Origin of the sequence: Alcanivorax sp. 97CO-5 (assembly GCF_000524665.1) — a bacterium.
Classification (GTDB): Bacteria; Pseudomonadota; Gammaproteobacteria; order Pseudomonadales; family Alcanivoracaceae; genus Alcanivorax; species Alcanivorax borkumensis.
In genome coordinates this window covers 138,940-164,329 of sequence record NZ_KI965906.1, presented here as the reverse complement: position 1 = coordinate 164,329, position 25,390 = coordinate 138,940, and the positions used below count along the sequence as shown (strand labels likewise).

Below are 25,390 nucleotides of genomic sequence, written 5' to 3'. Positions count from 1 at the left end.
CGGGCGGTTAAAAATGGGGGGATTACACGAGCACCCGGCCGTGGCCGAGCCGACGCTCCAGAGTGGAGGCCAGTGGCGCCAGCAGAAGCACCGCGGCCAGGGTTAGCCAGAGTGAGCCTCCGGTGAAAGGGGCGGTAAAGAAACGGGCGGGGCGTGGCGAAGAGTTGGGCAAACCCCAGCGGTACAGGTTGCTGGTGGCAACCTGTGCGGGAATTTGCTCGCGCAGGCGCTTCCATTGCTCCGTTTCAGCGGGCGACCAGAAATCATGGGCGCGGCGCTGGCTGTCTGCGACAAAATCATCGGCGAACAGGGCGGCGCTGTAGGCGTGTGGGTCCATGGCCGCGCGCGCTTCCAATTGTTGCGACAGAGCGCTTTGATTATTGAAGCGGAGCCAGGAAAGGTAGTTGTTCCATTCCAGGTTTTTCAGGCCGCTGCTTGAGTACCAGTTTAAAACCGGTTGGGGGGTGTTAGCGTTGTTGAAGAGTTGGCCGGCGATCAGGGCAATGGCCACTAAGGCCATTCCCCTGGGGCCGTTGCGCCAGGCAGGCGCGGTTGGGTCAGCCGTTGTCTGCGCCGTGGTTGGTGTCGTCATTATCGTTATCCCCCGGCGGCGTTACCCGTAGCAGTCTTATTGTGCGGCCGTCGGCACTGAGCACGGTGACGCGGAAGCCATCCAGAGTGATACTTTCATCGCGGCCTGGTAGGCGGCCGAACTTCTGCATTACCAATCCCCCGATGGTGTCGAACTCTTCATTGCTGAACTGGCAATGAAAGTGTTCGTTGAAGTCGTCGATGGGAGTCAGGGCCTTGACGGTATATTCGTTTTTATCCAGATCCTTGATCAGGTAGTCATCTTCTTCGATATCGTGTTCGTCTTCGATTTCGCCGACGATCTGTTCCAATACATCTTCAATGGTAACCAGCCCGGCGACGCCACCGTATTCGTTAACGACGATGGCCATGTGATTGCGGCTGATACGGAATTCGCGCAGCAGAGAATCCAGACGCTTTGACTCAGGCACCACCATAGCCGAACGAATGTGATCCTTGATCGCAAAACGTTCCATACGGGCGGGATCAAGGATCAACGGTAAAAGATCCTTGGCAAGGAGGATGCCGATCACTTCGTCCGGGTCGTCACCGAGCACCGGGAAGCGAGAGTGTGCGCAGTCAATAATGGTGGGCAGAAAACCCCGTGGGTCGGAGCTGGCCTTGATGCTGACCATTTGCGAACGGGGGATCATGATTTCGCGAACCTGCATGTCTGCCACGCAGATGGCGCCTTCGATGATCCCTAGGGTGTCGCCGTCGATGATGTGGGTGTCGCGCATGGAGCGCATCAGTTCCAGTAGTTCGTTGCGGTCACCCGGGGTGGGTGAGAAAAACTGGCCGACACGCTCCAACCAACTTCGGCTGGTACCGTTATCCGAAAAATCGTCCGACATCAGGGGTTAAGCTCCGTATTTTCAGGTTGTGCCTGGCTTTCTTGTTGCGCAGGGCTGTAAGGATCAGGAAAACCCAACTCGCCAAGGGCACGGATTTCCAGAGTCTCCATGACGATTGCGTCGTCATCGTCTATATGGTCATAACCCAGCAGGTGTAGAACACCGTGGGTGACCATGTGCGCCCAGTGGGCGACCAGGGGTTTGTGCTGTTCGTTGGCTTCGCGGCGCACTACGGCGGCGCAGATAATAATGTCGCCCACCAGTGGGTCCATGGCGCCTTCCGGCAGCCCTTCGGGCATTTCAAAAGGGAACGACAACACATTGGTGGGAGCATCCTTGTCACGGTAATCGCGGTTCAGAGTACGAATCTCATCTTCATCCACGATGCGCAGGGTGATGTCGCCCACCACACCACCGGCAGCAATGGCCGCATGGCGTACCCATTCACATAAGTGGGTTTCATCGGGGGCGTCCGGGGCGTCGCTGGCCCACTGGATATCAACGGTGGGTGTCGGTATCCCGTTCATGACGGTCGTAGGCCTCTACAATGCGTTGAACCAGCGGGTGGCGAACCACGTCGCGGCTATCGAAGCGGGTTACCCCGATACCTTTTACCCCTTCCAACACTTCTAGTGTGTTGACCAGACCAGAACGTTGATGGCGGGGCAAATCCACTTGGGTGACGTCGCCGGTGATCACCGCGCGAGTACCAAAGCCGATTCGGGTGAGGAACATTTTCATCTGTTCTGGAGTGGTGTTCTGAGCTTCATCTAGAATCACAAAACTGTTGTTCAGTGTGCGCCCGCGCATATAGGCAAGTGGCGCTACTTCGATGACCATTCTGTCCATCAGTTTAGCCACCTTTTCGAAGCCGATCATTTCGTAGAGTGCATCGTATAGCGGTCTCAAATAAGGGTCGATTTTTTCCGCTAGGTCGCCGGGCAAGAACCCGAGCTTTTCCCCGGCCTCCACCGCTGGCCGAACCAGCAGAATACGTTGCACCTCGGCTTTTTCAAGGGCATCCACTGCGCACGCCACGGCCAGCCAGGTTTTACCCGTGCCCGCAGGACCCACACCAAAGTTGATGTCGTGCTTGTGTATCTGTTGCACGTACTCTCGCTGGTGCGCGCCTCGGGGCTTGATGCGTACCCGCTTGGTACGGATCAGCATGTCGTCGCCGGGTGAAGGCTCGGGGTTATCGGCAATGTTATTGCCGGCATGATCCGCCACGTTGGATTGCTGAAGATGCAGGTGCACGATTTCTGGGGTCAGCTCGGTGCCGTCGCGGGTCTGATCGTAGAGTTCGTTAAGAATGCTCTTTGCGGCTTCCACGGAGGCGGACTCCCCGGACAGATAAAACTGGTTGCCGCGGTTATGGATCTCTACCTGCAAGCGCTGGGTAATCTGCTTAATGTGCTCATCCAGACGGCCACAGAGACTGGCCAAGCGATGGGCGTCGTTAGGTTCGAGGCTGATATGTTGTGAAACGAGTGGTGTGTCCAAGATGGAAAAGATGGCCTTCGGGGCTGTTATGGGAGAGTTTCAGAATACCCGGAAGCGTTGTTTCGGGAAAGCGAATTTGAAAGGGCAGCGTAGCCGTCGCTATCGTTGGCTGCAAGGAGGATTGGAGCCGTGTCTGACAGTCTACCGTATCAGGCTGGTGTGACCCGCGATCCTAGGTTGCCGCTGAAAGTGACGGCCTATGCTGGTGCGAATGGGATAAACACCATATCCGTCGGTTGTGTAACCAGAGGCTGCTATAGGCTCCGAGCCAATCCTACTTCTATCACGCCTGTTGCCCAGATGAGTGCGTTCAGCGTGAGCAGGCGGCTGATCAACCCTGTCTAGAATGTTAGTAGAGCCTAGATAGCGTTTCGCATTCACGGTAGTAAGCAGCAGCTCACAGGCGATATGGTCGGAGCTGCTCCGCAGGGTTTTGGGCACTAATCAGCCACCAGCAGGATGGAAGCCCTTATATGAATGGTTTGCTCCACAATTTGTAATCGACGCAGGGTTGCACGAACAAGGCTCTAGTCTATATGAGCATCCATTAAAAACTGCTTTGTTGGAATGAAGAGAAATAATGGGATGAGTGCGCAAGGCCGGGGGTTAACTCGGGTTGCGCGGATCAGTCCCTAGCAATGAATTGCTGTAAGCCTTTGCAATGGTCACATCTACGAATTTACCAATTAGGTCGGTGTCATCACACTGGAAGTTAACTACTCGGTTGTTCTCGGTGCGCCCTTTTAGCTGGCCGGGGTCCTTCTTGGAGAAGCCGTCTACAAGAATGCGCTGGGTACTGCCCACCATTTTGCGGGAGATATCCTGGACATTCTGGTTGATGCGTTGCTGGAGAATGGCCAAGCGCTGCTTCTTTACTTCCATATCCACATCGTCGGGCAGGTCCGCTGCGGGCGTGCCTGGGCGGGCGCTGTAGATAAAGCTGAATGACATGTCGAAGCCGATGTCATGGATCAGGTTCATAGTGTCTTCGAAATCCCGGTCTGTTTCGCCGGGAAAGCCGATGATGAAATCCGAGCTAAAGGAAATATCCGGACGGATGCGTTTGAGCTTGCGCAGCTTGCTCTTGTATTCCAGCACCATGTGGTTGCGTTTCATCATCGCCAGGATACGGTCGGAGCCAGATTGCACCGGCAGATGCAGGTGGCTGACCAGCTCGGGCACGTCTTCGTACACTTGAATCAGCGCTTCAGAGAATTCCACTGGGTGGCTGGTGGTGTAGCGAATGCGGTCGATACCGTCGATATCCCGGATTAGTCGGATCAGGTCTGCCAGATCCAGTGTATCGCCGTCGGCCCCCACGCCTTGGTAGGCGTTCACGTTTTGGCCTAACAAGTTAACCTCGCGAACGCCCATGTCGGCCAGGTGCTGGATTTCTTTGAGGACGGGTTGCACCGGACGGCTGACTTCTTCACCGCGGGTATAGGGCACTACGCAGAAGGTGCAATATTTGGAGCAGCCCTCCATTATGGATACAAAGGCGGAGGGGCCGTCTACACTGGGTTCTGGAAGGTTGTCGAACTTTTCAATTTCCGGGAAGGTTACATCGATGGCCAGCTCACGGGTGCTGGCGGCCTGAGTAATGAGGCCGGGCAGGCGATGCAGTGTTTGCGGGCCAAAGACTACGTCCACATAGGGGGCGCGGTCGCGGATAGCGTCGCCCTCTTGGCTGGCCACACAGCCGCCCACGCCGATAATCATTTCGGGCTTGGCGTCTTTCAGTTTTTTCCAGCGACCGAGTTGGTGGAAGACCTTTTCCTGGGCTTTTTCCCGGATAGAGCAGGTGTTGAGAAGCAGCACATCCGCCTCTTCGGGATTGTCGGTGGGCTCCAGGCCGTGGCTGGATTCGAGCAGGTCCACCATACGAGTGGAGTCATACTCGTTCATCTGGCAGCCGTGGGTCTGGATAAACAGCTTACGTGCCATGGGTTGCCTAACCGTCAAATAGAGTGAAAATGGGCGCGGATTATAGCGCTGACTGCGGCAAACTGCGAACCGGAGGAATCATGGGAAAACTGCTGTATGTGCTGCCATTATTGGTAGCGTTGATGTCGGCTGGCTGTGGCAAGCAGGAAAGCGATCTACCGGTGAATACTCGTTTGGGCGGTGATTTCACCCTGACAGACCAGAATGGTGCGCCTTTTCAGGCAGAAAAGTTGAAGGGTAAAGTGTCGATTCTCTTTTTTGGTTATACCCATTGCCCGGATATTTGCCCGGCGGTGCTTGCTCAAGTGGCCCAAGTTTATCGCCATCTGGAAGAGGACGGGGTAGCTGATCAGGTTCAGCCGGTGTTTATTACTTTTGATCCTGAGCGCGATACAGTGGCTCATCTGAAGGAATATCTACCCTGGTTCAAGGCAGATATGATTGGCCTGACCGGTAGCCTGGAACAGATTCGCGAGGTTGCCAAGCAGTATGGGGTGGTCTTCATCAAGGACCAAGAAGCCGGGGAGCGGGGCTACCTGTTTACCCACAGCGACTACATATACCTGCTGGATGAACAGGCGCGTGTGCGCAAACTGTACCCGACGGATTTCAAGATTGACGAGGTGGTAACGGATGTTGAATCACTTTTATAAAAAAACGTGCCAGGGGGCTGTCCTAGCAGCATTTCTGTGCTCTGGCATCGTCCATGCCGATGTGAGTATTTCAGAGGGGTGGCTGAGGGCTGTGCCACCGGTATCGCCGACCATGGCCGGCTACCTAACCGTGACGAATAACGGCGCGTTCAGCGTAAAAATCATTGGTGCCAGCAGTGAAGTCGCGGGTCACACCATGCTGCATAGCATGAAAACCCTGAAGGATGGCACTCGTAAAATGGGGCATTTGCACCACATCATGTTGGAACCGGGGGAATCTTTCTCGTTATCACCGGGCGGCGACCATTTGATGCTAATGAAACTTCGGCGAGTGCCCCAGCCTGGGGAATCGGTCACGGTTTGTCTGATGCCGGAGGAAGGGGATGAGATCTGCGCCAACCTGCCGGTGTTGCGTGAGGCTCCCGAGGTTTAAACGAGCCTACACAAACTTGCGTTTGCGCCTCTTCTGCGCAATGGATAGCGCGCATACACTATAAATATGCGTCTGTTAATCCTGATTATACTCATCGTTATTCCGCTGGTGGCTACGGCAGAGTGTCCACGGCTTGCTGCTGCCCGAGGTGTGCCTGCTGCGCCAGATCAGGAATGGGCTCTGGCCACCCTCAATCTGTGGCGTTTGCGTGATGAGCACAGGCATAGCAAGCTGGATGACCCTGTATCGGCCATGTTGCTGGAAGCGAGATTGAATGCGCTAGCGGACTTTATTGTGGTGGACTTGAACGCGCCGCACGTTCTTGCGTTCCAGGAAGTGGAGAACCAGATTGTATTGAACCGGCTTGCAGAACGGCTGGCATTACTGGGTTATCGGTATCGTTCAGTGTTACGCGAAGGTAATGATCCTTCCGGTATGGATGTGGCGGTGATGTATCGTTCGCCGGTAAATATTGGCTCGGTTGGCACCCTTTTTTCAGACCAACGCTTGCGTGGCCATGCGCTTTATTCGCGTCCGCCTTTGGTGGTCGATATTGAGGCACCGTTAGCGGCCCGGCTGGTGGTGGTGCATTGGCGCAGTGCGAAGAATTTAAAGAAAGCACAGGTGTATGAAAAACGGCAAACTCAGGCGGCATTATTGGCTAATTGGGTCGCTGCGCAGAGAAGCCCGTTAATTGTTGCTGGTGATTTTAATACCACTTGGGGGCAGGGGCGATTTTCGGCCAGCTACCGGCGTTTTGAGCAGGCGGGGCTGCTGAATACCTGGGCTGAATTGCCTAAAAAATCACGCTACAGTTTTCGTTATCGATGCCAGCCACAGGCTCTGGATCATATTTGGGTGTCTCCTATTTTAAAAGCGTTCGTTAATCAGGTGGCGGTGAGTCGCGGTCATGCGGGTCGCTACGATAGTCTGTACCGCTCGAAGGGAGTGAGCCCTGTATCAGATCACGATGCACTGGTGGTGTATTTCACAAACCCTGTAGCGGGAGGCTAGGCGCTAGAAGAAATAATATGGGGCATTGTTTGAGTCAGTGGGGGCCGCTTTTTGCTTTTACGCGTCAGGCATTGATCATCAAACGTAAATTAAAAAAACGCCGCAGGGTTGCTTGCGTGTTTGCGAGGACCTAGGGAGGAGCCCCGCGGCGTAAAATCGTGAGCGACCGGAGTCGCTCAAATAGCGTTGTCGTTTATAGCGGGAAGCTGTAGCCGACGACGAACAGAGGGTCTTGATCATCGGAAACGGGGGAGAATTTATCGCTATCTACAACCTTGGAGACGGTAAAGGTCAAGTTTTCGATGGGAGAGTAGCTCAAGTCCACGTGGGTGTAGTCACTGTCGTCAGCTTCATACATCCAGGTGCCCACCAAGATACCAAAATCTTCGTAGTCGTAGCCCAAGGTAACGTAGTTGTCATCACCAAAGCTCATATCGGTAGAGCCATCACCCCCATCAGAAATATTCTTCTCCCAGCCAGCATAGCTGTATAGGGTCGCACTGAAGCCCCCCATACCCAGGCCGAGAATAATTTCGCCCAGCTCCCCGGCGCCCACATCGAATTCCGGGTAAACGTAGGTGATGTAGGACAGGTCATAGCTAAGGCCGCCTGCTTCACCACCGAAACCTACGTAGAAATCGGTTTCAGTAGAAGTGGTGCCCCCTGCTACGGGTGTACCAGCAGAAGAAATCCAAGTGCCTGCATAAAAGCCTGCGTCGGTGGTGAAGTCTAGGCTGCCGGAAACGTTAGCCGTACCGGCAGACACATCCTGACCACGCCACAGGTACATGCTGGCAATCCCCAAACTACCACTGATTTCTGCAGCTGCCATAGACGGAGCCACCACGCTTGCTGCCGCAATAGTGGAAGCAATGAGCGTTTTCTTCAGACCAAGTACGTTTTTCATGTGCAACCCTCTTAACAAGTCTAATTTGTTCAAATGTGCGCGGGTGGCGCACCGCCTATCAGGCTCGAAAGAGAGAATGCAGAGAGCGTGCCAGTTTTATTTTTTCTTTATATAACAGTGGTTTGAGTATAATTAGGGCGAGGTGAGCGGTGTGGGGTAGCAGTAACAAGGAAGAGGGTGCACCGCAATGGTGCGGCGCACCAAATTAGGGTGTTTATGACGGGCATTCCCAGTCGACGTGTACGGCGTCCGCGGAGCGACCACGACTATCGGTTAGTGATAGGCCGCATTGCCCCTGACTGAAACTAAATTTTGCCTGATAGTGTTCGCCCGCCAGCGCTTCGAATTGCAGAGCGACTCGACAGCGGTCCCGCGTGGTGCTGTTGGTGCTTTTTTTGTTGTAGAGAATGCCAATCCGAGCTTGCTTAGAGGCTTCCAAGCTAGTCGTTACTTCTGGGCTCTTTTTCATGGCCTCCATTAGCTCATTCAGGCTGTCGCCGCCAATGGGCCGTTGAGAAATGGAAAACTCGGTGGATTGGAATCCCTCGCCAGGGACACAGATAACAGGCTGCGCTGCTGTATCGTTGCTGGTAAAGGTGATCTCGGCGGTGTTATCACCGTAGGGTTGTTGGTAGCTACTGAAGTGCTGGCACCCAGTGAAAAGCAGAGCAATAGCCGGAACAAGCAGAGGTTTCATACCTGGTTTCCTGAAAGTCGAGTTAGGGCAAGTGTAAGGCAGAGCGCGTCGTGACCCAACCTTGTGCACAAGGCGATGCAATTGCAGGGCCAGTTCCGGGTGGAATCAGTGGTTTTCCAAAAACCAGTGTTGAATGGCTTTTTGGGTGAGGAGGTTACGTTCACTGGCAGAGGGCAGCCAATTGCCGGCATTACTGGCCATAGCGGTGAGGAACTCGAACAATGGTAGGTGTTGGCGTAGAACCCGGTGGTGGCGATGGCTGATCATTGGATTGAAGTAACCGAAAAAATCCAGCATTTGGCGTGGGTTTTTACGCACCCAGAGCCACGAGCCCATTTCTAGTGTGAATGGCAGGAAGGTGCGGTCCGGCTGCTGTTCCTGAGCGTCGTCGTAAAGGTAATCCCACAGGTCTCCGTGGGTGGTGTAGTTAATTGACTGGGGCTCGATGAGGTAGGGGTGATGGTTCGGGTAAGTTTGTTCAAAGACCTGCTTTAGTTTGTAGACCTCAGCAATGTGTGGAATCGGTCGGTGGCTTCGTGCGTAACAGCACCAGACTCGATCTCGGCGGCCAAAGCCGCTGTGACAATCCAGGCTCATGGAGAACGGCGAGGAAAACAGTTTCTCGCGTACCGTGCGGATGACTGCCTGGGCCTCAAGCTCCATGGGAGCGCCGGCTTTTCCCCTATACCAAGGTAAATGGCGGCTGATGCGATGGCCGCCCACTAAAAAAGGGACCCTTCCCATGGCGTCTACTGGAGCGTTGCGCATCAGATCTACCCCGTTGGGGTTGCTGCGGGTGCGTCGCCAGATACCGCCGGGATTAATCATCGGCATGAATACCAAACGTACTTTTTCTAGGCGGCGATGTAGCTGGTCATCCCATTGCAGGCGATGAATCAGGCTGTGCAGCCAGGACAGCAGTACCTGGCTGCCAATTCTTTCTACCCCATGGACGCCACCAAAGAATCCTACTACCGGCGCATTGGGCGAACGGCTGCCTAGTTCAATTACCTGTATCGGCAAGGACAATTCGCCTATGGGTACGTGGTGTACTGTGGTGACGCGAAGGTGCCGCTCTCCGTGGCGTATTAATGCATTGAGTTCCAGCAGCTCTGGTAGGTGGCGTTGCAATAAGTAGAGCTTGTCTTCCATAGGAGGGGTAAGAGAGAGGCACAAGGTGTTGCTGAGGATAGAGGTTGGAGATAACAGAAATGTGACGATGCAAGCCCCACCCGTGTGTGCTTGGCGCTGACCCGATAAATCGCGGGGGAATTCCGTTATCTGCCTCCACACAGAAGTGAGCCGTGTTGTAGCTGGAAGCTTGAGGTTCTTTTCTCCCTTTCACCAAACCGTGATGCCACTGTCAGAAGGCTGTCATTTGATCTGTTTAATTTCTCGTTCACGGTAGCCAGAAAACCGGGAGCGTCTGTAATGACACCATCTCTGGATTTTTCTTTTGCCCTCCGTACGGGGGATTTGCTGCTTTTTTCCGGCCGGGGCTTTACCAGTGATGTGATTCGGGTTTTTACGCGCAGTCCCTGGAGCCATATTGGCATGGTGCTTCATCTGCCGGGCCAGCCAGAGCCGTTGGTATTGGAGTCCACTACGCTCAGTGAATCCCCAGACGTTACCCTTGGCTACCCAGTCGCCGGGGTGGCTCTGGTGCCATTGCACAGGAAAATCCAGGATTATTCGGGAGCGGTGGCAGTGCGCCGCCGGCATGGCCCAGACCTGACGGAACGTCAGCAACGAATGGTGGTCCGTATGGCTCGCCGACTTCTACATCGCCCTTACAAAAACTATGTGTTTTGCAATGCGCTGGATGTGCTCACCGGCTATACCCGGCGTTCAGATCAGCGGGGTTGGTTTTGTTCCGAGCTGGTGGCAGAGCTTTACCGTCGCCTTGGTTGGTTGCCTCTGGACACCCGGCCCAGCACTTTGGTACCCGGCCATTTCGGGTCCCGTCACATGCGTTTACAGCATGGCAAGTTGGGGCCGGTGGAATGGATTAAATCTGAGACTCCAGGAGCCGCCATGCTCGATGGGGGAGATGCGGCATTTACAGCCAGCGCCGCACTTTATGGCGATATGCCTGCCACTGCTCACCAAACTGTTGGGCATGGAACGCTTCTTCCGCCGCAATCACATGCTGCTGGATAACCCAGATGACAGGCGCCCACATTATCAGCATGCCGGTGCTGTGTTGAGCCAGCGCCATGGCCAGGTGAAGACAGGCAAAGCCCAGATAAATCGGATTACGACTGAGTGCGAACACGCCTTGGGTCAGCAGCGTCTTAGCGGCTCGGTGTGGCATCAGGGTGGTATGAGCGCGCCGCAGTTGTATTACGGCAGCGAGAACAAGACTGATACCAATCAGTGCCAGTACCAGGATGACCCACTGCTGGCCAAGAAAATGCACGGCAGGGAGGTTCAGGGCACGGTCCAGCCCGTATCCCATTAGCAGGCCACCGAGAAACAGCGCCGGGGGGGGCATCATTATTTTGGGGTGTTTAAGTGGCATGAAATCTCCCGTCATGTCGTTGGTTGTGCAAGCTTGGATTGTATCCGGCCCGGTGCGTTTAAATCACGGAAAAATACTTGGCTGGGTATGGGGCTGATGACAAATGCCCAAGGGCTGTTATTCGCTACGAAGGCAAGGAGGTGAAAAAGATTGAGCAAAGGACCCTTGATCGTTTGTGAAAAGCTGAGTTATGGTAATTCTATTCCCGCCTTTGTGGGAGTGATCGCGATCAAAAGCTGAAACAGCTTAATGCAACTGAACCGCCAATTGGCTTAAACCACGGCGGCAGGCGCAGGCGTCACTCTCGCTTCTTGAAATTGACGTCCACGCTAAATGTCGCCCCATCGAAGCACAGGGGATACGCATGGAAGAGCGCGCGGCCAGACTCCACACCCTTTCCGTTAACCACGCAAGCGCTAGCCAGAACGACAGTTCTACCTTCGAAGAAGACCAGAAAAAAACCTACGTCATTGATACCAATGTATTGATTCACGACCCTAACTCGTTACTCAATTTCGAGGAACATCGGGTGGTGATTCCTATGACGGTGCTGGAGGAACTGGATAAGCTAAAGAGTGGAAAATCACATACGGCAGCGGATTGTCGTGCCGCCATTCGGCAGATCGACAAGGTGCTGGGCAGCGCTAGCCCCGAGCAAGTGGAAGAAGGGATTCCCATACCCCGTGGTGGCGAGAATGAGCCTCAAGGCACATTGACGGTTTTGATGGCCGAGCGGAACAAAGCCACCGCGCCGCTCACCAATGATCTGAATGACAACCGCATCATCAATGACGTGGTGGCCATGAAGAGCCAGTTTCCAGACCGACGCTATATTCTGGTGACCAAGGACATCAACATGCGCCTCAAAGCGCGTGCCTGCGGTATCGAGTCAGAGGATTATCACAACGATCAACTGGTGTCGGACATTAAGCAACTGACGCGAGGCTATTTCGAAGTGCCCGGTTCATTTTGGGATCAGGTTACCGAGGTGGAAACCGAACAGGTGGGCATTGATACCCTTCATCATTTGTCGCATGGCTTACTGGTTAGTGAAATTCTTGGCGAAGAGGTGTACCCCAATCAGTACATCATCGACGAACAGGGTTTTGTCGGCCGGGTGATGACGGTGGAAAATGGCGTGGTGACGCTTTGTCATTACAAGGCGGATAGCCTGATGGAGCAAGAAGCCTGGGGCCTGAAGCCGATGAACATTCAGCAGGCCATCGCCTTGCAAATGCTGTTGGATCCGGATGTGCATATTGTCACGCTCACCGGGGCGGCAGGCTCCGGTAAAACTATTCTGGCACTGGCGGCAGCCATTGAAATGACCGTGGAGCAAAAAAGCTTCAACAAAATTATTGCCACCCGTTCCACTCCACCGCTAGCGGAAGATCAAGGTTTTCTTCCTGGTACGGAAGAGGAAAAAATGGACCCTTGGCTGGGCGCTATCAATGACAATATTGAGGCACTGCATCTTAACGATGAAAATCCTTCCGGCAGCATTCAGTATGTGAAGGAACGCGCCAATATTCAGTTTAAGGCGATGAATTATATTCGTGGGCGAAGTTTCCAGAAATCGCTGATCTTGATCGATGAAAGCCAGAACCTGACTCCTCATCAGATGAAAGCGATCATTACCCGGGCGGGGGAGGGCTCGAAGGTGGTGTGTTTGGGCAATCTGGCGCAGATCGATACGCCCTACCTGTCGCCCACCAGCTCAGGGCTAACTTACATGACTGAGCGTTTTAAGCGTTTCGTGCATGGGGGGTCGGTGCAGTTGAACGGGGTGCCGCGGTCGCTGTTGGCAGAATATGCAGAATCGTTTTTGTAACCGTTGGCGGTGGATAGTGAATAGCTAAAAACCTCCGCGGTTGTGTTGTGCTCCTTCATAAACAAACAGGCCGCGCCTAAGCTTTAGGCGCGGCCTCTTGTGCTGCAGATGAAAACAATCCCGCTTTGCGCCGCGTTCAACCGTCAATTATCTTTTTACACGCTTCTGATTGATAAAAGTCGTCCAGAACCCACTCGATAAACGGTTCCAGTGTTCCTTGCTCAATCAGCACTGTGGCGCCACGTGCCAGGGCCGGGGTGGTGAACTCACGGATACGCTCTTCGCTGATCTGCATGCCATCGAGAATACTTTTCAGGGGCTTGTCCATGAGTGATGCTACGGCGGCGCGGATGCCTACACTGACGAGGCGGCGAGTGTAATCCAAGCGGGCGCTTTCATCCGTAATGGCGCAGCTTTGGGCGACTACTTCGTCTACGGTTCCTTTGGGAACCATAGACATGTAATCAGCGGGTTTAAGTGGTGAGACACGGAGGTAGCCGTCGCGGGCCAGTTGTTGAATACGCTCGTTGGTGAGCTGCTTGTTCAACCATTGTTCGCCGGTTTTCAGGGTGACGCGAATATTCTTTTGCAAATACAGGCGGATGGATTCTTCCATGCCTCCCATGGCTTTGCCGACCATACTCTTGCGCCCGATTTTCATTACGCTGCTAACGCCAGGCAGTTTGGCTAGAGCATTTTCTTCCAGCAAAAAATTCTTGATGCCGGTATAGAGCATTTCGCTAACCATTTCGCTGACTAAAGGGTGGTTCATGGCGGAATGGATGGCTCTCTCTCGTAAGCTTTGCAGTTTCAATATTTGTTCAAGGATAGCTTCGAAATGTTCTTCGCGAAGTAGCTCGCCAAGGGTGGTGTCATTCTCTTCGGCGGCTTCCCAGAGCGCGTGGCTGACATCGCTAATGACATCCTGTAAGCCACGGGCACTGAGAGCTTCCTGCAACCATTGATCGACCACCAGAACCAGGCTGTCTTGATCCACTAGGGTGCCGAGCGGGATATCCGTAAGGAGATTGCTGGTCTGCACCATCAAGGCATGCCAGTGCTCTGTTGCTTGCAATTGTTGAAGCAGGTGAGCCTTGTGAGCATCGCGTAGGGCGCTAATCAGTTCGCTGGAGGACATGGTGATAAACCTCGTTTTTTCGAATGCTGGAGAATGGTGTTATCGGCGAGTCTGGATTCAGGAGATAAACGGTCTGCTATCTATCAATAGAGGTGAAGCAGTAACTATATTGTGCGGTATTCATTCTAGCCTGTATGTAACCGGTGAGACTGCTATCCGAGGCGCTAGTGCTAACCTAATAAAGGTAAGGAGCTGAGCTGAAATGCCGTAAAGTCGCCTCTGAAAACGTATTGTATGCTTGGTTTTTCAGGCTGGCTCGCAATCTATCCCTGATTCTGGGTCAAGAGGGTGCATTTTGGGGGCGCGCCGAGAGTGTCAGCGGCTTATTAATCAAGATATATGCAGTGTTTGTCTGTTGCCCCTAATGTCGAATGTTAAACATCTATCCCCTGCCCGTCGAAAGACGTCTTTACCGGGGCGGTTAGTCTGCCACTACGGCGTAGTGGCGCCGGCAATTTATGGTGAAATAGTTGGTTAAAGCCTGATCAGTAGCCTGGTCGTTTATTGATGCAGCGCAATGTCGTGAGGTCGGAGGTGGCGTTCAATGGGCTCTCCATCGTAAACCATCATTACTGTGGATTTCACAAAGGGCTTGGTTTTAACAAAGGGGATGAATATGAAACTGCGAGGACCGGGAAAAAACGTATTGCTGCTGTCAACAATGTTGGTGACAGCGCCAGCCATGGCACACCAGTCAGGTGACTTCATTGTGCGAATGGGTGGCATTAAGGTTGATCCGGATGTGAGTAGCGATAGCTTCAACCCCGCATTGCCTGCGGTTGGCGGGGTGGGTGTGGATGTGGATGACGATACTCAGCTGGGCCTGACATTCTCTTATATGGTTACAGATAACATCGGTGTTGAGCTGGTCGGGGCGACACCATTTACCCATGACATCATTTTAGACACGGGGGGCTCAGGTGTTTCGATTGGTGAGACTAGCCATTTGCCGCCTACGTTACTGGCACAGTTTTATGCTCCTCAGCTAGGTCCTGTGCGCGGCTATCTTGGGGCTGGCGTGAACTACACGTTATTTTTCGATGACAGCATTGATGACGCGGTGGTGAGCCCATTGGTGGGCGGCGCCGATGTGGATGTTAAGCTGAGTAATTCAATCGGGTTTGCTTGGGAAGTCGGGGCGGATGTCATCATTGATGAAAACTGGCTCTTCAATGTCAGCATCTGGAATATCGATATTGATACCGAAGCACGCCTGTACGTGAACGATGTCCGCGTGGACAAAATCGATGTGGAAATTGACCCTTGGGTTTATATGGTCGGTGTGGGCTATCGTTTCTAAAAGCGGTTGGCGTTGCATGTAATACGTTTAATTGATGCAATCACGCGCTGGAAATTAAGTAGTGAAGGAGGGCGGAGAGTGTAGTGAATAATATCCGCCTTCCTTTTTAGTTTTTTATGGGCATGCCACGCATTGTTTCTAAAGAGCTTAACTACGCTATTTCCTCTATGCACTCCGGAAATTGCTGGCGGAATACGTCGTAGCCCCCATCCAGGCTGACCACGTTGTTGAAACCCTGCTCACTCAACCAGTCCGACGTACTTTGACTACTATTACCATGGTAGCAGTACACCACCAATGCCCGTTCCTGTGCGGTGTTGGCTAGAAACTGATCCACATTGGCCTGACTTAAATGCAGGGCACCTTGCAGGTGCCCTGCAGCAAAACTTGCCGGGTCGCGGATGTCGATGAACAGAGTGTTACCTTGATCAAATAGGGCTTTTCCCTGCGTAGGGCTGATTCGCGTTGCCATGGTCAGTCCTTTTTCTCTGCGTCTGGCGCTTTCGCGGAGGCTGACCTCTCCCTTTCCGCCAGCAGGTCGGCGGGGGGGTATTCGCATTCCAGTTTCATGCCGATGGCGTTTTCCAGCTCTGGTAGCAGGAAGGCGTCATCTTCACAGGCGAAACTGATCGACATACCGCTGGCACCAGCGCGACCGGTACGACCAATGCGGTGCACATAGTCTTCCGGATCTTCAGGCAGATTGTAATTCACTACGTGAGAGACGCCATCAATGTGGATGCCGCGGCCGGCCACGTCCGTGGCAATAAGCACTTGCAAGTCGCCGGCTCGGAAGCGCTCCAGTGTTTTGCTTCGTTGAGTTTGTGGGACGTCGCCGGAAATCAGGGAGACTTTAAGCCCCCGCTTTTGTAGCCGGTCGCACACCCGGCGAGTAATGTCTCGACGGTTGGCAAATACGATGACCTTGTCCATGTTCATGCCGGTAATGAGGTTATAGAGCAGCTTGAACTTGTCGTCTGTATTAGTGATGTAGACCTTTTGCTCTACGGTATCAGTGGTGACTTGGGTTGGCTCTATCTCCACGATTTCAGCATCTTGCGTCCAGCGGCGGGAGAGGTTCATCACATCGTCATTGAATGTGGCAGAGAACAGTTGAGTTTGGCGATACTGGCTTTTCGGCGTCATGCCGACAATGCGTTTCACGTCGGGAATGAAGCCCATGTCCAGCATGCGATCAGCTTCATCCAACACCAGAAACTCGACCCGGTCCAGCCACAGATCGCGGCGTTTGGCGAAATCGAGAAGACGACCGGGGGTGGCCACTAAGATATCAATCAGTTTGTTTTGCAGCCGTTCCTGTTGCCGATTGAAGTTCATGCCGCCCACCACACTCATTACTTGAAGGTCGGTGTACTTGGTCAGTATGTTGGCGTCCTTCTCAATCTGCATGGCCAGTTCTCGGGTGGGGGCCACGATCAGGGCGCGAGGCTCACCGGCAAAGCGTTGGACATCGATAGGATGTTTGAGCAAATCGTTTATTACAGTGATCAGGAAAGCGGCTGTCTTGCCGGTACCCGTTTGGGCCCGGCCGATGGCATCGGCGCCAGCGAGGGTATGTTCCAGGACTTCAGCCTGAATAGGCGTGCAGTACTGGAAGCCCGAATCGGCGATGCCGTGCATCAGGTCCAGATGCAGATCAAAGTCGTGAAAGCGGCGTTCGCCTTCTTTTTCCGGAACCTGAAATTGCTCCAGGCTCCAGGAGCTTGCTTTGTCTTTTTGCATGTATTCGCTCAGTCTGAATGCGAGAGAGTTTGCGAGTGTAGCCACCTTTATGGCCCTGTTTGGCAAGGTTTCGGAGGTGGCTCCAAATGTCATATTGTAGAAAAAATAGCCAGCGCTGTCAGAGGATGTTTGCTTCCGGCTTGCTTAACTGCGTTATTGTAGTGTTTTGGGTCGGGTTACTGTTAGCCATTTTCATGGATTTAACCGTTCCAGTTGATCGCTTACTCATTATTGTCGGCGCGATGGCGGCAATTCCCTTTGCGTTGGCCTGTCAGGGGTGTGCCTTATAATTGCGTGTTGAGGGTATGTATCATTGGCGTGATGGCCATGAGGCTCGGGGTTATTCACTCGAAACCGAGCATGTGCGGTATTCGCTTTCGTTGACTTTCAGCATGCCGTTTTACCCGAACACCAGCGCCCGGTTATTCGCTGGCATGGCATGGTCCGCAAGACATTGCCGACCGTGCTGGGCAAACTCCTGCTCTACCCATTCCTTGTCGCGGATCCCCCGCTGCGTATCAGTGGATTTCAGCCAACGTTCAAACTGTCGATTGGAATCACTGGTGAACTGATCATCGTAGTTGAAGGGGCCGTAGACCATGAACAATCCCTCTGTGTTGAGATGCCGGCACCCTTCAGCGATGCAATGGGCGACCAGTGATTGCGGCATGATGTGAAACGTATTCGCCGTGAACAGATAATCAAAAGGACCAATCGGCCATTGGTCGCTCACATCCAGGGCTAACGGGGCATTTGCCAGGCTGTGTGTCTGGCCTAGCCAGTGGCGAATGGTTGGGAGGTTCTGCGCCACGTCAGAGGGCTGCCATTGCAAATGGGGTAGCTGTGCAGACAGCCAAGCGGCATGCTGTCCGGTGCCGGCCCCAATTTCCAGCAGCGTCCCGGGGGCCTGACAGTGTTGCTGCAAAACTTGGAGAATCGGGCCTTTGTTGTTTTCCGCTGCTTGCGAAAAAGGAACCTTTGATGATGTCATGGCTGCTCCTGTGAGTGAGAGGTCATGGCATCATCAACGGCCTTTTTTGGCAAGGGAAACGCGTTATTTCCTCACCCCTTACTTTTGTTCATGTATTTCTGGCCCATGGCAATCAGCCTCTGGTAGCTGGTCGGCAACAGACGCTGCATGGTGTCGACAGCGATAGCATCTGAACCGATCAAGACCCGACGCTTATTGCCGCGAACTCCCTTGAGGATGGTACTGGCCGCTTCTTCTGGCGTGGTGCGAAACATTTTCTCGAAATCCTGAATGGCTTGTTCCTTGCTGGCACCAGTGATGCGCTCAACGCCATCGCTCATGCGCGCAGCTTTGGCGATATTGGTCTTGATACCACCGGGATGAATGGAGGTGCAGGATACCGGGCTGCCTTCCAGTTCCAGCTCAATGCGCAAGGATTCAGTGAAGCCGCGTACCGCGAATTTGGCTGCGTTGTAAGCAGACTGAGTAGGAATGCCCACGAGACCAAAGATAGAAGAGATGTTAATGATATGTCCCTCACCAGCTTGCTTCAGATAAGGTAGGAACGCTTTGGTGCCGTAAACTACACCCCAGAAGTTGATGTTCATCAACCACTCGAAGTCGTCGTAATCCATCTCTTCTACGGTGGCGCCCAATGCTACCCCCGCGTTATTGAAAATCATGTTGGCATGCCCAAAATGATTGACCACATCGTCGGCGAAGGCGTAGAACGCTTGGCGATCCGCTACGTCCAATATTTTGGTCATTAGACGATCTTCGCTGAGATTCAGGCTGTTGGCGGTCTCTTTTAGGCCGGCTTCATTAATGTCCGAGAGAGCCAGTTTTGCACCAGAAGCGGCCAGATTCATGGCCAGAGCACGACCAATACCGGAGCCGGCGCCAGTTATGACGGCAACTTTATCTTTGAAATTCTTCATGATCACTCCTGTCGCCACTCTAGTAAAAGCGGCGTTTGCTGTTAGCTTATGAGCGCAAAGTTCAAAGATGGAAAGCGCAAAAGGCTTATCAGGGCCTGGTAACAGGCCAACCCTGCGGTGCTGCGTGGGCAGCATCGTTTCGGTTGGCACTATGCTTGCCTGCGCTTTTCTTTCAACGTGCAACTCGATTTGCGACCGAGTGTAGACACTTTGCCACTGCAGAATGGGCCAATCTTGTCAGACAAGGAGCTGGCCTTGTGACGTTGGCGACACAATGGGCTGTCGCTGTGGTTAGAACGGTAGTTGTGATGAGCTGTCCCTTAACGGGGCGGCAATGGCGCTGCGGCTTTGCTGGACGAGAGCTTGCAGTTCGGCCTCAGTGTTGCCGGTTACTGTGAGTGCGGGGTGCATAACCAGGCGGGCGGTGGCGCCGGGATGCAGTCTTAAGGTTCCGGCGGGCAAAATGTCGAATGTTCCCGACAGGGTGATAGGCAGCACGGGTAGCTGCAGCGCCTGAGCCATCTTGAAGGCGCCTTTTTTGAAGGGTTTCAATTGTCCATCGCGGCTGCGGGTGCCTTCAGGAAAGAATAACACGCTGGCCCCATTGGCCAAGCGTGCGCGGGCGTTATTCAAGGAGGCAACGGCTGCTTCAGTGTCGGACCGATTAATAAAAATATGGCCCAGTTTTTCGCTGCAGATACCGATAATCAGAACCTTGCGTAGTTCGTGTTTCATTACCCAACGAAAATCTATGCCTAGATAACCGTACAATACAAAAATATCGAATTGACTGAGGTGGTTGGCGACGATGACGTAACTTTGGCCGGGTTGGAGGTGATGGCGGCCATCAACCTCTACTCGCACACCACTATAAAGCAGGCAGAGCCTGGCCCAAGGTACGGCGGTGAGTTTTGCGACTTTGTCAGTGGGTAGAAAAGGAATAAGTAGTAAACAGACCAAGCCTGCCACCAGCGTGGTCGCCAGCATGAGCGGCACAAAGATCAGCCAACTATACAGAAAGAAAAACAATCGCATTACCATCTGATGCTCTCCGATTCGTACAGAAACTGAGTGCTATGGTAGCGGAGGTCTGGCCGAAAATGACAGGCCAGCATTTACGTTGGTTACCTTTGGATGATGCCGCTTTGGTCGGTCAGTGGGGCGCTGGTGCGGCCTGAGGCGTCGCGTCTACAAGCCTGCCCGGGCCATTAAGGTCAATGTAATCGTAATAATGATTCTGGTATTCCGGTTTGTTGATGATACGGCGAAGTCGTTCTAGCGTGAAGTAAGGCGCATCGCGTAGCAGAATATTGGCAATCCAGGCGGGGATGTAGCCGCCCGGGTCCAGAATCAGTTCATAGGTCATTTCTATTTGGTGGTTGCTCAGGCGGCTAAAGGCTAGTATCCCGGTCATTTCAGGAAAGCGGATATAGTTCTTGGTGGGGGGCAGGGCATCCGGTTGGTTGATCAGGGTGATTTTCACCGAATTGGGATTAGGATCCAGCACTTGGGTCACTTTTGCGCGTAATACGGCTTCTCGGTCGGCCAGCGGCCAAGGCAGTTGAGTGGTGAAGCGTAACTGACGGTCGAGGGGGTTGGCGCGGCCGAACTCCTCGGCACTATCGACAAAATGCAGCCATTTAGGATACGAGGGGTAATCGTTGAGCAGTGCGACCAGGGAGTACTCGTCTTTCAGGGGGAAGCGGGTGACGCCACGAAACGTCTTCAGGCGTGACTCATCCCGGTGCTTCATATACACCTGAATATCATTGCGGTCACTGACCAGGGTCCAATCCTGATCTTCATTACTGAATGCCGGTGAGCAAAGCGTAGAGAATGCAAGCAAAAGCCAAAGAAGGCCAAAAGGTCGAAGCCTGTCCATAGGAAGCGAGGAATCCTTGTCCGTTATTTTTGGAATGGGGGTGATCATATAACACGAGCTCATTATGACATTATCCTTGTCTCGCTGAATACATTTTGATCACTCTCTAGTGTATCTTCTGCGCGTAATCGGACAGTCGGTGTAGCAAATATGTATCAACGGCAGGCAATTTTGCGGACGGCTGCTAAACTGTGATCTCGCGCGTCATGCGTTGATCGAGTAACCAATAACAAGCATTTGCATACCTAAGTTGCGACAATTTCCTATGCTTAAGCGAGCGTTTCATCTTTTGATCGGTGCTGCCTTAGTGGCAGGTTATTTTGCTGCAACACCGGAGCGGCTTTGGCAACCGCCACCGCAGTTGCTGGCCGTGGAACCTGCACCGGTGCCCTCTGATTCCCAGTGGCAAATCCGCTTTGCGTCGGATGCGGACACCCGCATGGTACACGCAGCCTCTATGGTGGAGTTGCCGGATGGCCGGTTGCGCGCTTTTTGGTTCGCCGGGACCCGTGAAGGGGCGGCAGATGTGTCTATTAATTCCGCTATCTTTGACCCTCAATTAGGAACCTGGTCTGACGAGATCGTATCTGTCACACGTGAACAGATTTCCCAAGGCTGGGGCAGGCACATTCGCAAGCTGGGTAATGCGCTGCCGGTGTTGGATGAGGATGGCCGCATGCGTTTGTTTGTGGTCGCAGTGAGCTTCGGCGGCTGGGCGGCCAGCCGATTGGTGGTGCTGGAATCCTCGGATATGGGCGCCAGTTGGGAATTTGACACCTCATTGGTGGCCACGCCGTTTCTGAATATAAGCACCCTAGTGAAAACCCCGCCTATCCATTACAGCGATGGCACCATCGGTTTACCGGTGTACCACGAAATGATTGGCAAGTTTGGCGAGATTCTGCGTTTGGATAGGGATAATCGTATTCTCGGTAAAGCCCGTATCGGGCATGGGCGCAAGGCGATTCAGCCACTTGTGCTGGTGGATAATAATAACCATGCAGTTTCTTTCTTGCGCAATGAGAACGAGCCCAATAATGGCTATTTATACCAATCCTCCAGTAACGATGGAGGTTGGACATGGACGCCGCTGGAATATTCTCCCTTAGATAATCCCAGTTCCGCCCTTGGTGGCGTGGCTATGGGGCCTGGGCACTGGTTGGTAGCGACCAACTGTAACCGTGAAGAGCGTGATGATCTGTGTATTCGCGAAACTCGTGATTCTGGGCAGCACTGGGAAGATCGGTGGTTTTTCCATAATCGGGAGCAGTGGAGAGGTAATGCGTTAGAGCCAGGAACCTTTGTAGATCTGGTCGATGATGAGTTTGCTGGGGAAACGGTTCCCGAAAATCGACGTCTGCTTTTGGAGCGAGTAAAGGCCAACAAATGTCATGGCGACCACGGATGTGCATTCCAGTATGACTACCCTTATATGGTGCGCACAAGGAACGGGGATCTGCACATGCTTTACACCTGGAACAAGACGGCTATCCGCCATGCCTGGTTAAAAGCCGATACGGTGGGCCGTACGCCGCACAACAATAGTCAGCGCAAGGAGATCACTTATGTCGATTGATCTGGTTATTTGCGCATTAGTGTTGGTGGCGATTCAGTTGCGCATTAGTGCCACTCTGTTGTCTTTGCGCGGTCGTGTGGTTTTGGCCTGTGTAGTGTTTGTGTGGTCCTTATTGCCATACCCTTGGGGGCTGGGAGCTTGGGTGCTGAGTTACCTCGCAGGTTTCAGCATTACCTCTGGCTTGCTGGCGATGTTGGCGATTCAGCACCGTATGGTCGGTCACTACTGGCTGCCGGTTCGTGAGTTACGTACAGCGTGCCGAATGCTGGTGTTAATGGCATTGTGGTTTTACCCAATGAGCATGGGGTCCAGCTATGAGGATCCCTATTCGTTGGGTTTCGGGAGTTTTGGTTTCAGCACCGCTCTGTTGTTGATCGGGCTCCTGGCATGGGTGACCCGCGCTTATGCATCGTGTTTGATTCTGGTGGTGGCTCAGTGCGTTTTTAGGGCCGGTTGGCTAGCTAGCGATAATCTCTGGGATTACCTGATGGACCCTTGGCTGGTGTGTTGGGCGGTGGGTTGGTTGCTACGCGATCGGCTGCTGAGCGCGAGGGCTCTACTCGCGCAGCAGTCATCGACTCAGCCCTCGGCAGCGGGCTGGGGTGAAACCGGCGCCACCGAGGCTGCAGGCCAGAGCAAAGCCACCACGTAGCCGACCAGAAACATCAGCACATTGCCAATCAGTCCGGTGTAATACAGGTCAAAGGGGGCGCTTAGCGCCTCCGGTAAAAGCTGGTTGTTGGTAAGAATGGTCCAGCTAGTGAATACCAGGGTGCAACCAATCCCCACCCAAGCGGCCCGCGCATTGCCCTTCTTGCTGAAAAAGCCCAGCAAATATAACCCTAGCATTCCCCCGCCAAGCAGTGACACTAGGATGGTTGACGTGTCTTGTAGTGTTTTGGTATCAGCCTGATTTAGCCACAGCGCTCCGAGAATCATGACTCCCGTGACGGCGGCGGCGATGGCCCAGGCCACTTTTAGGTAGTGGCGATCATCGCGGCCAGGACGCAGATGACGGCGATACAGGTCAACCACGCTAACGGTAGTGATGGAGTTGATGCTGGAATCCAGTGAACTCATGGCGGCGGCCAGAGCTGCTGCAATCACCAGCCCGGCCACGCCAGCGGGCAGGTAGCCGGTAATGAAATGGGGCATCAGAGTTTCAGCCCGAGCTTCACCGGTCAGAATCGCGCTTGCCTGGGCGTCCGGATAAACCTGAAAGAACACCCACAGGGCCGTGCCCAATAGCATGTAGAACGCCCAGATAGGCAGGGCGGTGAATAGGTATACCCAGAGCCCGCGACGCGCTTCCTTAGTGGATTGGGAGGCGCAATACCGTTGCACGGTGTTCTGGTTGCTGGAGTATTCTGTGAGCCAGTTGGTGAGGCCGATCAACAGCATCATGGTGGCGGTCTTTTCGCTCAGCGAGAACGACCAAGAGGTCTCTGCGGGAGCACCGTTTTCCCAGGGCGCCAGGGCAAACTTGCCGGCCTGACCTGCTTGTTCGAACACTTGGTTGAGCCCGCCGGGCAGCGCCTCGAGAATCACCCACAGGCAGACGAGGCCGCCCAGTAACAAAATGACGGTTTGCAGCACATCGGTCCAGATTACCGCATCAATACCTCCGATGACGGTGTAAAAGCCAACAAAAAACCCACCTAGAATAATGGCGGTGGTGGGTGTTAGATCGGTGACTTGTTGTATCAAAAGAGAGAGCAGCCACAGGATCATGGCTAGGCGCACCAACTGCGCCACCAGAAACGCAATGGCACCATATACTCGGATGGATGGACCATAGCGTAACTCGAGGAATTCATAGGCGCTGGTCATATTTTCGCGCCGAAAAAAAGGCAAAAAAACGAAAGCTGCCACCAGCATGGCAGGCAGTAGGGCCAGGTTAGGTAGGTAGCGTAACCAGTCGGTCAGGAAGGCGTCGGCGGGATAGGCCAAGAAGGTAATGGAGCTGATGGATGTGCCTACTAATGACAGACCTATTACCCAGCCGCGAAAACGGCGACCGCCTACAAAATATTCTTCGGTATTGGTGTTGCGGCGTGAGAAATAGATACCGATGCCCAGCACGATACAAAGGTACCCAGCAAGGACAATCCAGTCAGCGATTGCCAGAGTCATTATTGTTATTCCGCTTCAGGCAACAGGCGGCGCGCAACACGCCGCTGAGTGCAGCCTGCTGCGCGTGCCGCATGATGCGACTTAGGTTGTTTTATTGTTCGATATAGACGTTATCGGCCTGTTCGCCGCGATCGGACATGCGGGTATCGAAGCGCACCTTGGTGCCGGTTCGCAGGCTGCGGCGGCCGCCGTTCTGTACCGCTTTGAAATGAACAAACAGTTCTTCACCGCTGTCGGTAAGAATGAAGCCAAAACCCTTGTTTGGGTTGAACCACTTCACTTCACCGCGCTGCTGGCCATTGCTGCCGGGCAGGGAAGGCCTGGGTAGGTTAGCCGGCACCAGCTTGCCGAAAGGGATCAACGGCAGCAAGTAGACCAACACCGGTACCCACAACCACGCTTGATGGGTGAATACGGTATTACCGTGGCTGGCCACCAGGCCGGCCAGATAGAACAGCACAGCCACATGCAGAGGCAAACGTTGGCGACCACCCATTAGGCAGACCAAGTTAACGGCAGCGGCTAATAGCAGACCCAGACCGGTTTGTTGGCTGTGGATGTTGGAAACCTGAATCAGGGCCAGGTTTTCATGGATGGTCACCAAGGCCATTTCCGGAGCAAACAAAAGCCAAGCACCGGGGAGGGCAAGTAACAGGGTGACGATGACGTAAAATATAGTCAGCGGTTTAGAGAGATTCATGGAGTTGACGTTACCTTGTTTAAGCAATGAGTGATAAAAGTAAGGATAAAAAAACCGCCATA

At 53.6% G+C, this 25,390-nt stretch carries 26 protein-coding genes; 8 read left to right on the top strand and 18 right to left on the bottom strand.

Features of this window, described 5'->3' with window-relative positions:
• Positions 1-22: 22 nt before the first annotated feature.
• From Y017_RS13425 to miaB, 5 genes are all read right to left on the bottom strand, one after another.
• Complete coding sequence (locus Y017_RS13425; RefSeq protein ID WP_231483518.1) at positions 23-592, bottom strand: hypothetical protein; 570 nt, start codon at positions 590-592, stop codon at positions 23-25.
• On the bottom strand, positions 558-1,445 hold the full coding sequence (locus tag Y017_RS13420) for an HlyC/CorC family transporter (RefSeq protein ID WP_011589216.1): 888 nt from the start codon (positions 1,443-1,445) through the stop codon (positions 558-560). The genes Y017_RS13425 and Y017_RS13420 overlap by 35 nt, the downstream gene beginning before the upstream one ends.
• Positions 1,445-1,972, bottom strand: a complete 528-nt coding sequence (gene ybeY, locus Y017_RS13415; RefSeq protein WP_035461384.1) for an rRNA maturation RNase YbeY — start codon at positions 1,970-1,972, stop codon at positions 1,445-1,447. The genes Y017_RS13420 and ybeY overlap by 1 nt, the downstream gene beginning before the upstream one ends.
• Positions 1,944-2,948 carry a PhoH family protein gene (locus Y017_RS13410; protein WP_035461383.1) on the bottom strand — a complete coding sequence of 335 codons (1,005 nt, stop codon included), beginning with the start codon at positions 2,946-2,948 and terminating at the stop codon, positions 1,944-1,946. The genes ybeY and Y017_RS13410 overlap by 29 nt, the downstream gene beginning before the upstream one ends.
• Positions 2,949-3,554: 606 nt before the next feature.
• On the bottom strand, positions 3,555-4,892 hold the full coding sequence (gene miaB, locus Y017_RS13405) for a tRNA (N6-isopentenyl adenosine(37)-C2)-methylthiotransferase MiaB (RefSeq protein ID WP_035461381.1): 1,338 nt from the start codon (positions 4,890-4,892) through the stop codon (positions 3,555-3,557).
• Positions 4,893-4,972: 80 nt separating this feature from the next.
• On the opposite strand from miaB, the gene Y017_RS13400 reads away from it, so the two are divergent.
• From Y017_RS13400 to Y017_RS13390, 3 genes are all read left to right on the top strand, one after another.
• Positions 4,973-5,545 (top strand): SCO family protein, encoded by a 573-nt coding sequence (locus tag Y017_RS13400; protein ID WP_231483517.1) that lies wholly within the window; start codon positions 4,973-4,975, stop codon positions 5,543-5,545.
• On the top strand, positions 5,526-5,978 hold the full coding sequence (locus tag Y017_RS13395) for a copper chaperone PCu(A)C (RefSeq protein WP_035461378.1): 453 nt from the start codon (positions 5,526-5,528) through the stop codon (positions 5,976-5,978). Before Y017_RS13400 ends, Y017_RS13395 begins: the two co-directional genes overlap by 20 nt.
• A gap of 66 nt (positions 5,979-6,044) precedes the next feature.
• Positions 6,045-6,992 (top strand): endonuclease/exonuclease/phosphatase family protein, encoded by a 948-nt coding sequence (locus Y017_RS13390; RefSeq protein WP_035461376.1) that lies wholly within the window; start codon positions 6,045-6,047, stop codon positions 6,990-6,992.
• A gap of 193 nt (positions 6,993-7,185) precedes the next feature.
• On the opposite strand, the gene Y017_RS13385 is transcribed toward Y017_RS13390, so the two are convergent.
• From Y017_RS13385 to Y017_RS13375, 3 genes are all read right to left on the bottom strand, one after another.
• Positions 7,186-7,899 (bottom strand): TorF family putative porin, encoded by a 714-nt coding sequence (locus Y017_RS13385; protein WP_035461374.1) that lies wholly within the window; start codon positions 7,897-7,899, stop codon positions 7,186-7,188.
• A gap of 214 nt (positions 7,900-8,113) precedes the next feature.
• On the bottom strand, positions 8,114-8,596 hold the full coding sequence (locus Y017_RS13380; protein ID WP_011589208.1) for a hypothetical protein: 483 nt from the start codon (positions 8,594-8,596) through the stop codon (positions 8,114-8,116).
• A 105-nt stretch (positions 8,597-8,701) separates the two neighbouring features.
• Complete coding sequence (locus Y017_RS13375; RefSeq protein ID WP_011589207.1) at positions 8,702-9,748, bottom strand: M14 family zinc carboxypeptidase; 1,047 nt, start codon at positions 9,746-9,748, stop codon at positions 8,702-8,704.
• A 279-nt stretch (positions 9,749-10,027) separates the two neighbouring features.
• On the opposite strand from Y017_RS13375, the gene Y017_RS13370 reads away from it, so the two are divergent.
• Entirely contained in the window at positions 10,028-10,756 is a 729-nt protein-coding gene (locus Y017_RS13370) for a YiiX/YebB-like N1pC/P60 family cysteine hydrolase (protein ID WP_035461373.1), read from the top strand.
• Here Y017_RS13370 and Y017_RS15130 read toward each other — a convergent pair.
• The gene (locus Y017_RS15130) at positions 10,656-11,117 is read right to left on the bottom strand and encodes an isoprenylcysteine carboxylmethyltransferase family protein (RefSeq protein ID WP_231483515.1); all 462 of its coding nucleotides are present in this window, start codon (positions 11,115-11,117) and stop codon (positions 10,656-10,658) included. The two genes, Y017_RS13370 and Y017_RS15130, sit on opposite strands and share 101 nt — an antisense overlap.
• A 364-nt stretch (positions 11,118-11,481) precedes the next feature.
• Here Y017_RS15130 and Y017_RS13360 point away from each other — a divergent pair, with 364 nt between their 5' ends.
• Positions 11,482-12,948: a PhoH family protein gene (locus tag Y017_RS13360; protein ID WP_035461369.1), complete on the top strand. Its 1,467-nt coding sequence runs from the start codon at positions 11,482-11,484 to the stop codon at positions 12,946-12,948.
• Between the two features lie 136 nt (positions 12,949-13,084).
• Here the strand turns inward: Y017_RS13360 and Y017_RS13355 are convergent, their stop codons facing one another.
• Entirely contained in the window at positions 13,085-14,086 is a 1,002-nt protein-coding gene (locus Y017_RS13355; RefSeq protein WP_035461367.1) for a hypothetical protein, read from the bottom strand.
• Between the two features lie 616 nt (positions 14,087-14,702).
• On the opposite strand from Y017_RS13355, the gene Y017_RS13350 reads away from it, so the two are divergent.
• Positions 14,703-15,386 carry an OmpW family protein gene (locus tag Y017_RS13350; protein WP_011589201.1) on the top strand — a complete coding sequence of 228 codons (684 nt, stop codon included), beginning with the start codon at positions 14,703-14,705 and terminating at the stop codon, positions 15,384-15,386.
• Between the two features lie 151 nt (positions 15,387-15,537).
• Here the strand turns inward: Y017_RS13350 and glpE are convergent, their stop codons facing one another.
• The 6 genes from glpE to Y017_RS13320 all read right to left on the bottom strand — a co-directional run bounded on the left by glpE (position 15,538) and on the right by Y017_RS13320 (position 20,919).
• Positions 15,538-15,858: a thiosulfate sulfurtransferase GlpE gene (glpE, locus tag Y017_RS13345; protein ID WP_011589200.1), complete on the bottom strand. Its 321-nt coding sequence runs from the start codon at positions 15,856-15,858 to the stop codon at positions 15,538-15,540.
• Positions 15,859-15,860: 2 nt separating this feature from the next.
• Positions 15,861-17,129, bottom strand: a complete 1,269-nt coding sequence (gene rhlB, locus Y017_RS13340; RefSeq protein ID WP_011589199.1) for an ATP-dependent RNA helicase RhlB — start codon at positions 17,127-17,129, stop codon at positions 15,861-15,863.
• A 400-nt stretch (positions 17,130-17,529) separates the two neighbouring features.
• Positions 17,530-18,120: a DUF938 domain-containing protein gene (locus tag Y017_RS13335; RefSeq protein ID WP_035461365.1), complete on the bottom strand. Its 591-nt coding sequence runs from the start codon at positions 18,118-18,120 to the stop codon at positions 17,530-17,532.
• Between the two features lie 71 nt (positions 18,121-18,191).
• Positions 18,192-19,037 (bottom strand): SDR family oxidoreductase, encoded by an 846-nt coding sequence (locus Y017_RS13330; protein WP_011589197.1) that lies wholly within the window; start codon positions 19,035-19,037, stop codon positions 18,192-18,194.
• Positions 19,038-19,328: 291 nt separating this feature from the next.
• Positions 19,329-20,078 carry a 1-acyl-sn-glycerol-3-phosphate acyltransferase gene (locus Y017_RS13325; RefSeq protein ID WP_035461363.1) on the bottom strand — a complete coding sequence of 250 codons (750 nt, stop codon included), beginning with the start codon at positions 20,076-20,078 and terminating at the stop codon, positions 19,329-19,331.
• 112 nt (positions 20,079-20,190) lie between these two features.
• On the bottom strand, positions 20,191-20,919 hold the full coding sequence (locus Y017_RS13320; RefSeq protein ID WP_046962350.1) for an START domain-containing protein: 729 nt from the start codon (positions 20,917-20,919) through the stop codon (positions 20,191-20,193).
• Positions 20,920-21,184: 265 nt separating this feature from the next.
• On the opposite strand from Y017_RS13320, the gene Y017_RS13315 reads away from it, so the two are divergent.
• A complete protein-coding gene (locus Y017_RS13315; protein ID WP_035461361.1) occupies positions 21,185-22,495 on the top strand; it encodes an exo-alpha-sialidase in 1,311 nt (436 codons plus the stop codon).
• Positions 22,485-23,147: a hypothetical protein gene (locus Y017_RS13310; RefSeq protein WP_011589193.1), complete on the top strand. Its 663-nt coding sequence runs from the start codon at positions 22,485-22,487 to the stop codon at positions 23,145-23,147. The genes Y017_RS13315 and Y017_RS13310 overlap by 11 nt, the downstream gene beginning before the upstream one ends.
• On the opposite strand, the gene Y017_RS13305 is transcribed toward Y017_RS13310, so the two are convergent.
• Positions 23,075-24,628 (bottom strand): sodium:solute symporter, encoded by a 1,554-nt coding sequence (locus Y017_RS13305; protein WP_035461359.1) that lies wholly within the window; start codon positions 24,626-24,628, stop codon positions 23,075-23,077. The genes Y017_RS13310 and Y017_RS13305 overlap by 73 nt on opposite strands.
• 91 nt (positions 24,629-24,719) lie before the next feature.
• On the bottom strand, positions 24,720-25,328 hold the full coding sequence (locus tag Y017_RS15540) for a cold-shock protein (protein ID WP_081737630.1): 609 nt from the start codon (positions 25,326-25,328) through the stop codon (positions 24,720-24,722).
• Positions 25,329-25,390 lie beyond the last annotated feature (62 nt).